Source organism: Paraburkholderia sp. GAS206C (assembly GCF_050435645.1).
Lineage (GTDB): Bacteria > Pseudomonadota > Gammaproteobacteria > Burkholderiales > Burkholderiaceae > Paraburkholderia > Paraburkholderia phenazinium_B.
The window spans coordinates 166,711-178,862 of sequence record NZ_JBNDKR010000010.1; the positions used below are offsets into that span (position 1 = coordinate 166,711).

Sequence of the window (12,152 nt, forward strand, 5' to 3'; positions counted from 1 at the left end):
CTCTTCCGCGCGTTTCCGCTCGTTTCCCTTCAACCGCTCAAGGCCGCCCGCGCTGCTCCGCCGCGGCTGGCATCGCCGGCTTCCCAGTGGCGAGCCGCCGCAAGCAGCGCAATCGCCACACTCGGCGCGCACGTTGCGGCCCAGTCCGACCGGTTCGCTGGCACACCCGCCAGCGTGCCGAAATCGATGTAGGCGCGTGGCGCTTCCCCGGCTTCCAAACCGGCCAGCGCCGCCGCGAGAAAGCGTCCACACCCAGCGCCGACCAGCGGTGCGGCGGCGAGCTCAGGGTGAGCCGCCGTCACGCGCGCCAGATTGGCGCCGATCTCGCGCAACTGCAGTTCGCGCCAGCGCAGCGCGAACCCGCGCCATTCGTCGGAACCCGCTTCGTGGGCGTCCCGGCCAATCATCCGCGCGAGCCGCGTGCGGCTGGCTGCTTCCGTCTTCGGTCCCTGGTCGGCGCTCGGATACAGGTCGTAGTGCGGCGCCAGTTCGCCCGTGAGGCGGTAGACGTCCGCCGTGGTCGCAAACCATTCGTTCATCACGTTGACGGTCTCCCCAGCGAACTCGATGCGCTGGGCGATACCGCACAAAGGCGTGCGCACCACGCCCTGGTACACGAGCTCGCCGGTGGCGAGCCGCCCGGCATCCGTCGCAGCACGCGCGACGACGCCACCGCCTGCGATCGGAATGATGTCGGTGGTGGTACTGCCAATGTCGATCAGCAGCGCATCGGGTACGCGCGACGCGATCCAGCGCGCGGTGGCCAGCCAGTTCGCCGAGGCGACACTGCGCCAACCGTCCGCGCAGGACTGCGGCGTGAGCCAGCCGGCGTCGCCCGCGTAGAAACGCAAGCGCGGCCCGAGCCGCTGCGCGAGCGCAGCAGCGATGGCCTGCACACCATGCGCGCGGTCCTCGAAGAGGTCGACCATTTCCCCGGTCATCGTCACCGCGTGCAGCGCGGCGTCAGTCCGGGCGTCCGGCCAGCGCTCGAAGACAAGGTCGATGGTTCGCTCGAGATGGCCGAGGCCCTGCCATAGCGGACAAGCCCACTGCGCGACATCGAGCACCGCGCCCGCGGCATCGGCCATCGACACCTTCACGTGCGCGCCGCCGACATCCCAGCCGAATACCGCCGCGCCATCCGCCGTAGCGACGCTTGCATCGGCGCCGAACCCGGCGCTCATCGCTGCGCTCCGCAGGCGGGCGGTGCGCCACAGTTGCGCGCCGCCGGACCGGACCCCACGATACGCACGCCGTGGGCAGCAAGCAGGGCGTGCGCGAGGTTGCCGCCGAGCGCCTCGGACAGCCCGGCATACGCCACCGTCAGACGCGGGTTGACCTCGATCACAATCGGGCCGCGCGACGCATGCCACACCACGTCGATGCCGACGAAGCCGCGCAGCCCCGGCAGCGCCTGAGCCACGCGCTGCGCGAGCGCGCCGAGCATGCGGCCCTGGTCGCCGGCCAGGTCGATCTGGTTGACCATCACGCCATCGAATTCCACGATGTGCGGTTGCTGCTGCGCCGCATCGCCTTCGCTCAGGCTGATTTGCTGCCGGTTGATGCTGACGAGTTCAACGCCGTCGCCGTGGCAGATCAGCGAGAGGCTGAGCGGCTCGCCGTCGACCCATGCCTGCAGCACCGGATTGCGCGCGGCGGCGGCACGTGCGTCGTATTCGGCGCAGGCGTCGGCAAAATTGTCGAATACGAAGGTATCGAGACCGCCCGCGCCGTCATCCGGTTTCACGACCCAACGGCTGCCCGGTTGTCCGGCGGCCTGTCCTGCGAGCTGTCCAGGTTCGACAGCCGGCGTCGTGGCGATGCCGTGCGCCGTCAGGCACGCCGCAGTCGCGCTCTTGCTCGACGCCACGCGGATCGATTCTTTCGAACAGCCAAGCCAGCGCGCGGCGCCCACCGCGTCGTACAGATGCAGCAGCAAACCGTCGCACTCCGGCGCGATGATCCACGCGTAGTCGTGCTCGCGAGCTACCCTCGCGACAAAGGCGGTCATCGACTCGCCTTGTGCGGCCCTACAATGAACGCGCGACGATGCGACGGTTTCAAAACGGGAACTCGCGAAGCTCACGTCCACTCCGTCGAGTTCCTGCAGGTCGCTCACCAGTGCGTCACGCATCACCCGGCCTTCGACGATCAGCGCGCTCAGGTCGGCCAGACTTCCCGCGCCGGCATGTGCCGGATCGATGCCGCCACCGGTGAGATACTCGAAGACAAAGATCTTGGTCAAAGGAGCGCGCCCCCATGCAGGTGATACCGGTTCTCGATCTGCTCGACGGCCACGTGGTACGTGCGGTGCGCGGCGAACGGACAGCCTATCGGCCGATCCACTCGCCGCTTGCCGCTACCAGCGAGCCGCTTCACATCGCCCGCGCCCTGCTTGCTGCAAGCGGTGCACGGACGCTCTATATCGCCGACCTCGGCGCGATCCTTCAGCAAGGCGCTCACGTCGAGACGCTCGCTGCACTACGTGCCGCCCTGCCCGGCACTGACATCTGGCTCGACGCGGGCTATGCCGACTATGCGTCGATGCATGCGCTGTTCGCGCGTATCGAAGAAACGATCCGGCGCAACAGCCTCGACGGCACTCGCCAGTCTGCTCCGCACGGTCTCGCGACGCTCGTGCCGGTGTTCGGCAGCGAGTCGTTGCTCGACATCGACGCACTACGCGCCGCCGAAGCCACCGGGCTTTCTCCAATCCTTTCGCTCGACCACCGCGCCGGTCAACTGATCACGGCTACGTCATCGCTCAACCCAGCCGGGCACACCTCGGCATGGTGGCCCCGCAGGGTGATCGCGATGACGCTCGATCAGGTAGGCAGCTACGACGGTCCCGACCTCGCCACGTTCGAACGTATCCGTGCCCATGCTCCCACGCATACCGCCGTGATCGGCGCGGGCGGCATTCGCCATCGCGAGGACATGGCAGCGGCGGCCCGCACCGGCGCTTCGGCATGGCTTGTGGCGTCTGCGCTGCACGATCGCCGTATAGGCCTGCCATTCGTCGAATCAACATAGGCGTGCTATACAACTTTCATGCCAATCGCCGGAGAAGCCGTGGCTGTAAACAAACGGCAAGCTAAAGGTGCCGTTTGTGACACTCTGCTCCAGATTGACACACAACCTGTGCGGAGCAATGCGGCGCGCCCGTTGCACAGCCGACACATTGCGTGCAGGGCAGCGCGCATATCGCGACGGTATCGATCCTTTTAAGCGCAAGGCCACATAAGCGGCGCGCGATGCGTCGCGCACCTCGCTATGGCATCTGGACTCAAATCGGCATGGAGCTTGCTAAAAGTGCGGCCATGCACCTCTCGCCCATCGATCCATCGTCCACGACCCCATCGGCCACGGCCCACGTTCCTGCCTCGTCGCTAACGCGCGACTGGACTTGCCCGTTCTGCCCGCTGCTGTGCGACGACCTCGTAGTCGAGTCGCATGACGACGCCACGCTCACCGTGCCGGATATCGAATGCCGGCGCCTCACCCAGGCGCTCGCCTGCTACAGCAGCGCGGATGCACAGTGCCGCAGCAGCGTCGACGGACACGATACGGATCTCGATACCGCGCTGGCTGGCGCGGCGCGCATCCTGTCGTCGGCACGCCGCCCTTTATTCGGCTCGCTGACCACCGATGTAGCCGGGACCCGTGCGCTGTACACGCTGGCCGCGGGCTGTGGCGCCATCCTCGATCATTGGCACGGCGATGCGATGAGCGCGGCCACGCTTGCGTTGCAGGATCGCGGATCGTTCTTCACCACGCTGTCCGAGGTGCGCTCGCGTGCAGACCTGCTGGTGTTTTTCAATTGCCAGCCGTCGCAGCGCTATCCGCGCTTCTTCACACGCGCGCTGGCAGGCACAGAACAGAAACGCGAGCTGGTATTCGTCGGCTGCCCTCCCGATCCCGCCGCGGCCGGCCTGGCGAATGCGCGAGTCGAAGCGATTCTTCCGGACAACGATCCTTTTGACACGCTCGCGCTCTGGTCCGCCCTTTGCGAAGGACGCGCGGCTCGTGCACTGCACGATAGCGCCGCAGACACGGCAGCGGAACTCGCCCGCCTGCAAGCACGCATCGCCGCCGCGCACTACACCGTGCTGGTCTACGAGCCGGCCACATTGCCCGGTCCGCACGCGGCCCTGCTCATCGAGGCCTTGAACCGGATCGTCAAGGCAGCCAACCGCACCGTGCGCGCGGGCTGTCTCGCGCTCGGCGGCGACGACGGCGCGTTGACCGTCAACCAGACCGTGGCGTGGCTCTCGGGTCTGCCATTGCGGACGCGGGTCTCGACGCCCTCGCGGCCCGCCGGCACGGCGCCGCTCGACTACGATCCGTACCGGTATCGCACCGGGCGGCTGCTCGCCAACGGCGAGATCGACGCGCTGCTGTGGGTCGCCAGCTTCGCGCCGCCGGTCTGGCCGCAAGCGCTAGATCAGACGGTGCCTGTAATCGTGCTTGGCCATCCTGCTCTGGCCGAAGCCGCGAAAGCGCGCGGCGCCGCTACCGTCTTTATTCCGGTCGCCACACCTGGGATCGATAGCGCCGGTCATCTGTTTCGCGTCGACGGCCCGGTCGTGATGCCGCTTGCCTGCGCACGCAGCGTTGGACTGCCCTCGGTGGCAACGATCGCGGAGCGCCTGGCGGCGCAGCTCGATGCCCAGCCCGCCCCGCAGGTGCAGCCATGAGTCTCATCCGGCTCAAGGGCGGCAGGATCTTCGACCCGGCCAACGGCGTCGACGGCGAGCGCCGCGATCTGGCGATCCGCGACGGCCGCATCGTCGACGTGCCCGCCACGACGCCAGCCGATCGCGAATATGACGCCACCGGCATGATCGTGATGGCAGGCGGCATCGACATGCACTCGCATATCGGCGGCGGCAAGACCAATCTCGCGCGCCTGCTGCTCCCCGAGGATCACCGTAACGATCCTGTGCGCGAACCCGCGTACGACGCGGTGCAGGACGCAAACGGCCGCTACCTGAGGCTGCCGTCATGTGGAGTCTGCACGCCCGGCACGCTCGCGACCGGCTACCGCTACGCCGAGATGGGCTATACGGCCGCCTTCGAGCCGGCCATGATGCCCTCCAACGCGCGTCATACGCACCTTGAGATGGGCGACACCCCGATCATCGATCACGGCGCGTACGTCATGCTCGGCAACGACGAGCTGTTCCTGCAGATGCTCGCCGCCCGCGACGATTTCGAGCGTCTGCGCGACTACATCGGCTGGACGATCCACGCGAGCAAGGCGCTCGGCGTGAAGGTCGTCAATCCTGGCGGCATCTCCGCGTTCAAGTTCAACCAGCGCTCGCTGAACGTCGACGAGCCGCACGTGCATTACGGCATCACGCCGCGCGATGTGCTGCACACACTGTCGCGCGCGTTGACCGAGCTGCGCGTACCGCACCCGCTCCACGTACACGCCAGCAATCTGGGCGTGCCCGGCAACATCGATTCGACCATCGCCACCATGGATGCCGCCGACGGTCTGCCGATCCATCTCACGCATATCCAGTTTCATAGCTATGGCACTGAGGGTCCGCAAAAATTCTCGTCGGGCGCCCGGCAGATCGCAGAGGCGGTGAACGCACGGCCGAACGTGTCGATCGACGTCGGCCAGATCATCTTCGGACAGACCGTTACGGCCTCGGGTGACACGATGATGCAGTTCCGCAACACACCGCTCGGGCGGCCGCACAAGTGGGTGGTCGGCGACATCGAATGCGACGCGGGCTGCGGCGTGGTGCCGTTCCGCTATCGTGAGCAGAGCTATGTGAATGCATTGCAGTGGATTATCGGCCTCGAGATCTTCCTGCTGGTCGACGATCCGTGGCGCGTCGCGATGACGACGGATCATCCGAACGGCGGCCCATTTACGAGCTATCCGCACCTGATCCGTCTCCTGATGGATAAGTCGTTTCGCGATGAGCAGCTCGCAAAGCTTAATGCCGACGCCCAGGTGGCGAGCGCGTTGGCACAACTGACGCGCGAGTTCTCGCTGTACGAAATTGCCATCATCACGCGAGCAGGACCGGCGCGCCTGCTCGGCCTGCGCGACCGCGGCCATCTCGCCGCAGGCGCTGCGGCGGACATCGCCGTCTATCGCGACGACCCGGATCGCGAGCGCATGTTCACATCGCCGGCCTATGTATTCAAGGACGGCGAACTCGTCGCTTGCGACGGCACGCTGGTCGCCACGCCGACGGGCGGCATCCATTTCGTCTCGCCTGACTTCGACCGCGGCATCGAGAAGACACTGCGCGCCTATAGCGGCGCCAACCTCGCGAGCAACTTCGCGCACGCCGCGATCAGCGACGACGAGGTTTGCAACTGCTGCCGCGGCGGCAGGCTGCTGCCCGTCGAATGTCTCGCCAACGGCTGACCCAATGGCCCACATACCATGAGCGCCCCGGCGACCCTGCAGATCAACGGCACCACGATCGACGCCACTTTCGCGGAAGCGTTTCCGATGAAGGCGACCCGGCTCGTCATCACCGCCCACACGCCGGCGTGGGCGATGAACGCCGCCATCTCGCTGACAGGGTTCGCGACCTCGGTGATCGGCTGCGGCTGCGAGGCCGGCGTCGAACGAACGCTGAGCGCCGGAGAAACGCCGGATGGCCGCCCTGGCGTGACGGTGCTGCTGTTCGCGGTGTCGTCGAAGGAATTGGCCAAACAGATCGAACGGCGCGTCGGACAATGCGCGCTCACGTGTCCGACCACCGCCGTGTATGGCGGCATCGATCCCGAGACGAGCCGCGCACCGCTTTCCGATCGGGCGTCGCTCGGCAGCGGGCTGCGTTTTTTCGGCGACGGCTGGCAGATCTCGAAGATGCTCGGCGACACGCGTTACTGGCGTGTGCCGGTGATGGACGGCGAGTTCGTCTGCGAGGAGACGGCGCTTACCGTCAAAGCCGTGGGCGGTGGCAACCTGATCCTGCTGGCGCGCGATATCGACGCCGCACTCGCCGCCGCCGAAGCCGCGGTCGCGGCGATGCGCAGGCTGCCGAACGTGGTCATGCCGTTCCCCGGCGGCGTGGTCCGGTCGGGATCGAAGGTCGGCTCGAAATACCAGGGCGCGAGCGCGTCCACCAACGACGCGTTCTGCCCGACCCTCACGGGTCTCTCCGCGCGCAGCGAACTGGGCGCGGAAGTCGGGTGCGTGCTCGAAATCGTGATCGACGGGCTCACCGACGCCGATGTCGGGGCGGCGATGAGCGCGGGTATCGCCGCGGCCGTCAGGCTCGGAAGCGCGGCGGGCCTGCTGCGCATTTCGGCGGGCAACTACGGCGGCAAGCTGGGACCTTACCACTTCCATCTGCACAGCCTCGCGACGAGCGCCGCAGCGGACTTCGACGGGAGCCGCGCATGAGTCTTCGCATCACCCTGCGCGTGACAACGCCACCCGGCTTCCGCGTCGACGCGTCCGCCTTGCTGCCGGCGACGCTGGCGGCGATGAGCACGGCGGAAATCGAGCGCGTTGTCCTGCCTGCGGGCAATGACAGGTGTAACGTGGGCGATGTGTTCGAGGTGTCGCGCAGTGAAGCCACCGCTGAATCTGCTGCGCCGCACAGCGGCGCTACCCTGGTGATCGAAAACGCAGCACCATGGCTCGACCGCGTCGGCGCGCGCATGGCGGACGGCCACCTGCTGGTGCACGGCTCGACCGGGGATTACAGCGGTTTCCAGATGGCGGGCGGCGTATTACACATCGAGGGCGACGCGGGTCACTTTACCGGCTGCGAAATGCGCGGCGGCCGTCTGACGGTGACCGGGCATAGCGGCGACTTCGCCGCTGGCGCCCTCGCCGGCGACATGGAAGGCATGACGGGCGGCACGCTGACGATTCACGGCAACGTGGGCGCGCGGCTCGCCGATCGCATGCGCCGCGGACTCGTGCTGGTCGGCGGCAACGCGGGAGATTTTGCCGCATCGCGGCTTGTGGCGGGCACCATTGGCATTGCCGGTCAAGCGGGCGCGCATTATGCATACGGTATGAGGCGCGGCACCCTCCTGCTCACCCAGCGGCCCACGCACTTGCCGCCGACGTTTACCGAGGGCGGTCGCGGCTTCGATGTGTTCTGGGCACTCCTCGTGGGCAGTCTCGCCGATGAGATCGCACCCTTTTCGCAGTGGCGCACAGCGAGTTTGCCGACGCGCTATACGGGCGATCTCGCGGTCGACGGACGAGGCGAAATCCTGGTCGTGAGCTAGCCGCCGCAAGCACGCCCCGCATGACACGCAGTCAGACAGTGTTCGACAGAAACACCCGATAACGAAGGAGACAGGCATGACGATGGCGCATTCTCCCCCCGCACAGCCGGGCGCCGACGCATCCGCGCCGCGCTATGCCGGCTCGATGATCGCACTGCATTGGCTGATTGCACTTGGCATCATCGGCCTGCTCGCGCTTGGACTCTATATGGTCGGACTGCCAAAGGGTTGGCCTCTCAAAGCGACGCTCCTCAACCTTCACAAGTCGGTCGGACTGACGGTTTTCCTGCTGGTGCTTCTTCGCATCATGGCGCGTGTGGCCCTCCACCGGCCGCCCTTGCCGCCGATGCGACCGTGGCAACGCGCCGCCGCGCGCACTACGCAGGGCCTTTTATACGTCGCAATGGTCGCGATGCCGCTGTGCGGGTATCTCGGTTCGTCGTTCAACCGCTTCGGGACGCGCTTCTGGGGCCTCGCGCTGCCGCAGTGGGGCTGGGACGATGCGGGCTTGCGCGAACTGTTCTTCGGTCTTCATAAGGCAATCGGCTATGCGCTGATCGTACTGATCGCGCTGCACGTCGCGGGCGCGCTCAAGCATCAATGGATCGATCGCGACAACCTGCTCGCGAGGATGCTGCCATGATGCGGCGCGCACCATGAAGATCAAGGTACTCGGCTCATCGGCGGGCGGCGGTTTCCCGCAATGGAACTGCAATTGCCGCAATTGCGACGGCGTGCGGCGCGGCACGCTGAAGGCGACCCGCCGCACGCAATCGTCGATCGCGGTGAGTGCGAACGGCGAGGACTGGCTGCTGGTCAACGCGTCACCCGATCTGCTCGCGCAGATCGCCGCCAACCCCGAGCTGCAGCCGGCACGCCGCGCGCGCGATAGCGGGATTGCCGCGGTGCTGGTGATCGACGCGCAGATCGACCACGTCACCGGCTTGCTGATGCTGCGCGAACGCGACACGCCACTGCCGCTCTACGCAACCGATGCGGTATGGCAGGACCTGTGCAGCGGCTTTCCGGTCGCACCGATCCTCTCGCACTATTGCGGCGTCGAGCATCGCCGCATCGCGCTCGATGGCGCGCCGCTAGCCGTTGCCGCCCTTAGCGGCGTGCAGATCGACGCATTGCCGCTGTCGAGCAAGGCGCCGCCCTACTCGCCGCATCGGCATGCGCCCGAGCGCGGCGACAACATCGGACTGGTCTTCACAAACCGGCACACCGGTAAGCGCGTGTTCTACGCGCCCGGACTCGGAGCGATCGAAGCGCACGTGCTCGCCGCGATGCGTGAAGCGGATCTGCTGCTCGTCGACGGCACGCTGTGGACCGGCGATGAAATGATCCGCCTCGGTCTCTCGAAGAAAACCGCTGCGGATATGGGTCATCTGGAGCAGTCCGGCCCGGGCGGCATGATCGAAGTACTGGACTCACTCGATGCACCCGAAGCACGCCACGTCCGCAAGGTGCTGATTCACATCAACAACACCAATCCGATTCTCGTCGAGGACGGCCCCGAGCGCCGCATCCTCACTGAACACGGAATCGAAGTGGCATACGACGGAATGACGTTCGAGATATGACGTGAGGCTGCGAAGCCAGGCTGGAGTCTGAAAACGCAGCGATAAAGTACAAACGGAGAGGGCATGAACGCAAAAGACATCTTGGGTACGGCGCCGCAGCAGGGTGAAGGGACGAGCGCAGATGGCAGCCAGCCCGCCTGGACCCGCGAGGAATTCGAGGCACAGTTGCGCGCGAAAGGCACGGCGTATCACATCCATCATCCATTCAACGTCAAGATGAATAGCGGTGGCTGCTCGCGCGAACAGATTCGCGGCTGGGTCGCCAATCGCTTCTATTACCAGATCAATATTCCTTTAAAGGATGCGGCCGTGCTGTCGAATTGCCCGGATCGCGAAACGCGCCGCCGCTGGGTGCTGCGTATTCTCGATCACGACGGCTATGGCGACGAGGAAGGCGGTATCGAAACATGGGCGCGTCTTGGCGACGCAGTCGGCCTGTCGCGCGACGACCTGTGGTCGTTGAAGCAGGTGACGCCCGGCGTGCGCTTCGCCGTCGACGCCTATGTGAATTTCGCGCGCCGCGCACCGTGGCAGGAATCGGTCTGCTCGTCGCTTACCGAAATGTTCGCGCCTCAGGTGCATCGCGACCGGCTCGCTAGCTGGCCGGAACACTATCCATGGATCGAGCCTTCGGGTCTTGCGTATTTCCGCTCGCGCATTTCGCTTGCCCAGCGCGACGTGCAGCACGGGCTCGAAGTCACGCTCGATCATTTCACGCGGCGCGAGCAGCAGGAACGCGCGCTAGAAATCCTGCAATTCAAGCTCGACATCCTGTGGACCATGCTCGACTCGATCGAAAAGGCTTTCCCGCAATGAACGACCAGCCACGCGCCGGCGGCGCCACGCCAACCGCCGATTGTCTGACGATCAGCAAGCTCTTTCGCCTGCAATGGGAACCGGCTCAGAACGCTCACGTGCTGCTCTATCCCGAGGGCATGGTGAAGCTCAATCAGAGCGCGGGAGAGATTCTCAAGCGTTGCGACGGCACGCGTGATATGAATGCGCTGATTGCCGACCTGGAGCAGGCGTTCAACACGACCGGGCTCGGTCCCGAAGTGCGCGCGTTCGTCGCCGACGCGCAGTCGCGCGGCTGGCTGGAGTAGCGCCATGACGGACCTGTCACAGCCTGCCGCCGCTGCCCAGTCGCAAGCAGTCCCAAACGGGATCCCGCTGCCGCTCTGGCTGCTCGCGGAGTTGACGTATCGCTGCCCGCTGCACTGCGCGTTCTGCTACAACCCGATCGACTACACGGATCACAGCCGCGAACTCAGCACGCAGCAGTGGCTCGGCGTGTTACGTGAGGCGCGCGCGCTCGGCGCCGCGCAACTCGGGTTTTCAGGCGGCGAACCGCTCGTGCGCGACGATCTCGAAGTGCTGGTGGGCGAGGCACGCAAGCTCGGTTTTTATACGAATCTGATCACCTCAGGTGTCGGTCTCACCGATAAGCGTCTCGACGATCTGCAGGCAGCCGGCCTCGACCATATCCAGCTGTCGTTCCAGGATTCGACCCAGCAGTTGAACGACTTCCTCAGCAGCACCCGCACCTTCGAACTGAAACAACGCGTGGCCGCATCGATCAAACGGCACGGCTTTCCGATGGTGCTCAATTGCGTGCTGCATCGCTACAACCTGCCGCACGTCGACAAGATCATCGACATGGCGCTGGCGATGGGGGCCGAGTATCTGGAACTCGCCAACACGCAGTACTACGGCTGGGCGCATCAAAACGAAGCGCAACTGATGCCGACGCGCGAACAGCTTGACGAAGCCGAAGCGGTGGTCGAGCGGTACCGCCGCACGCATGGTGAGCGCTGCAAGATCTTTTTTGTCGTGCCGGACTATTTCGAACGGCGCCCGAAGCGCTGCATGAACGGCTGGGGCTCAGTGTTTCTTGGCGTCGCCCCGGACGGCGCGGCGCTGCCCTGTCACGCCGCACGCAGTCTGCCCGGTCTCGTGCTGCCGAACGTGAAAGACACCACGCTGCGCGAGATCTGGTACGAGAGCGACGCGTTCAACCGCTTTCGCGGCCTCGCCTGGATGAAGGAGCCCTGCCGCAGTTGCGACGAAAAGGAACACGACCTCGGCGGCTGCCGTTGCCAGGCGTATATGCTGACGGGCGACCCGGCCAATGCCGATCCGGTCTGCGACAAATCGCCATCGCACGACACCGTGGTGAAGGTTGTGAGCATGGCACGGCACGCGGCCGCCGCCGCCCCGCCGCACGAGCAGCCGATCCTGTTTCGCAACGACGCCAATTCGCGGCGGCTCGCGTCTGCTGCGGCGAGCGGCGAAACAGGCGGCAAGATGAGCGGCCGCGACCACGGCCCCACAGGAGGCTGA

Annotated in this window: 12 protein-coding genes; 10 read left to right on the forward strand and 2 right to left on the reverse strand. The window is 66.0% G+C overall.

Going from position 1 to position 12,152, the window contains the following annotated elements:
• Nucleotides 1-29: 29 nt before the first annotated feature.
• Nucleotides 30-1,184 (reverse strand): hydantoinase/oxoprolinase family protein, encoded by a 1,155-nt coding sequence (locus tag P3T20_RS27500; RefSeq protein WP_429288411.1) that lies wholly within the window; start codon nucleotides 1,182-1,184, stop codon nucleotides 30-32.
• Nucleotides 1,181-2,245, reverse strand: coding sequence for an ATP-grasp domain-containing protein (locus P3T20_RS27505; protein ID WP_429288412.1), 1,065 nt, complete (start codon nucleotides 2,243-2,245; stop codon nucleotides 1,181-1,183). Before P3T20_RS27505 ends, P3T20_RS27500 begins: the two co-directional genes overlap by 4 nt.
• Before the next feature lie 14 nt (nucleotides 2,246-2,259).
• Between P3T20_RS27505 and P3T20_RS27510 the strand changes: the two genes are divergently transcribed.
• The 10 genes from P3T20_RS27510 to pqqE all read left to right on the forward strand — a co-directional run bounded on the left by P3T20_RS27510 (nucleotide 2,260) and on the right by pqqE (nucleotide 12,152).
• Nucleotides 2,260-3,033 carry a HisA/HisF-related TIM barrel protein gene (locus tag P3T20_RS27510; protein ID WP_429288413.1) on the forward strand — a complete coding sequence of 258 codons (774 nt, stop codon included), beginning with the start codon at nucleotides 2,260-2,262 and terminating at the stop codon, nucleotides 3,031-3,033.
• Nucleotides 3,034-3,320: 287 nt separating this feature from the next.
• On the forward strand, nucleotides 3,321-4,697 hold the full coding sequence (locus tag P3T20_RS27515) for a formylmethanofuran dehydrogenase (protein ID WP_429288505.1): 1,377 nt from the start codon (nucleotides 3,321-3,323) through the stop codon (nucleotides 4,695-4,697).
• Nucleotides 4,694-6,394 (forward strand): formylmethanofuran dehydrogenase subunit A, encoded by a 1,701-nt coding sequence (locus P3T20_RS27520; protein WP_429288414.1) that lies wholly within the window; start codon nucleotides 4,694-4,696, stop codon nucleotides 6,392-6,394. Before P3T20_RS27515 ends, P3T20_RS27520 begins: the two co-directional genes overlap by 4 nt.
• Nucleotides 6,395-6,412: 18 nt before the next feature.
• Nucleotides 6,413-7,384, forward strand: coding sequence for a formylmethanofuran--tetrahydromethanopterin N-formyltransferase (gene fhcD, locus P3T20_RS27525; RefSeq protein ID WP_429288415.1), 972 nt, complete (start codon nucleotides 6,413-6,415; stop codon nucleotides 7,382-7,384).
• A complete protein-coding gene (locus P3T20_RS27530) occupies nucleotides 7,381-8,226 on the forward strand; it encodes a formylmethanofuran dehydrogenase subunit C (protein WP_429288416.1) in 846 nt (281 codons plus the stop codon). Before fhcD ends, P3T20_RS27530 begins: the two co-directional genes overlap by 4 nt.
• Nucleotides 8,227-8,302: 76 nt before the next feature.
• Complete coding sequence (locus P3T20_RS27535) at nucleotides 8,303-8,869, forward strand: cytochrome b (protein ID WP_429288417.1); 567 nt, start codon at nucleotides 8,303-8,305, stop codon at nucleotides 8,867-8,869.
• Between the two features lie 13 nt (nucleotides 8,870-8,882).
• Nucleotides 8,883-9,812, forward strand: a complete 930-nt coding sequence (pqqB, locus tag P3T20_RS27540; protein WP_429288418.1) for a pyrroloquinoline quinone biosynthesis protein PqqB — start codon at nucleotides 8,883-8,885, stop codon at nucleotides 9,810-9,812.
• Between the two features lie 63 nt (nucleotides 9,813-9,875).
• A complete protein-coding gene (gene pqqC / locus P3T20_RS27545; protein ID WP_429288419.1) occupies nucleotides 9,876-10,628 on the forward strand; it encodes a pyrroloquinoline-quinone synthase PqqC in 753 nt (250 codons plus the stop codon).
• Nucleotides 10,625-10,915 (forward strand): pyrroloquinoline quinone biosynthesis peptide chaperone PqqD, encoded by a 291-nt coding sequence (pqqD, locus tag P3T20_RS27550; RefSeq protein WP_074264714.1) that lies wholly within the window; start codon nucleotides 10,625-10,627, stop codon nucleotides 10,913-10,915. The genes pqqC and pqqD overlap by 4 nt, the downstream gene beginning before the upstream one ends.
• Before the next feature lie 4 nt (nucleotides 10,916-10,919).
• Complete coding sequence (pqqE, locus tag P3T20_RS27555) at nucleotides 10,920-12,152, forward strand: pyrroloquinoline quinone biosynthesis protein PqqE (RefSeq protein WP_429288420.1); 1,233 nt, start codon at nucleotides 10,920-10,922, stop codon at nucleotides 12,150-12,152.

Coding starts and splice junctions, on each gene's coding strand:
- pqqD (WP_074264714.1), top strand. CDS start 10,625: ATGAACGACCAGCCACGCGCCGGCGGCGCCACGCCAACCGCCGATTGT.
- pqqC (WP_429288419.1), top strand. CDS start 9,876: ATGAACGCAAAAGACATCTTGGGTACGGCGCCGCAGCAGGGTGAAGGG.
- pqqE (WP_429288420.1), top strand. CDS start 10,920: ATGACGGACCTGTCACAGCCTGCCGCCGCTGCCCAGTCGCAAGCAGTC.
- P3T20_RS27535 (WP_429288417.1), top strand. CDS start 8,303: ATGACGATGGCGCATTCTCCCCCCGCACAGCCGGGCGCCGACGCATCC.
- P3T20_RS27510 (WP_429288413.1), top strand. CDS start 2,260: ATGCAGGTGATACCGGTTCTCGATCTGCTCGACGGCCACGTGGTACGT.
- P3T20_RS27530 (WP_429288416.1), top strand. CDS start 7,381: ATGAGTCTTCGCATCACCCTGCGCGTGACAACGCCACCCGGCTTCCGC.
- P3T20_RS27520 (WP_429288414.1), top strand. CDS start 4,694: ATGAGTCTCATCCGGCTCAAGGGCGGCAGGATCTTCGACCCGGCCAAC.
- fhcD (WP_429288415.1), top strand. CDS start 6,413: ATGAGCGCCCCGGCGACCCTGCAGATCAACGGCACCACGATCGACGCC.
- P3T20_RS27515 (WP_429288505.1), top strand. CDS start 3,321: ATGCACCTCTCGCCCATCGATCCATCGTCCACGACCCCATCGGCCACG.
- pqqB (WP_429288418.1), top strand. CDS start 8,883: ATGAAGATCAAGGTACTCGGCTCATCGGCGGGCGGCGGTTTCCCGCAA.
- P3T20_RS27500 (WP_429288411.1), bottom strand. CDS start 1,184: ATGAGCGCCGGGTTCGGCGCCGATGCAAGCGTCGCTACGGCGGATGGC.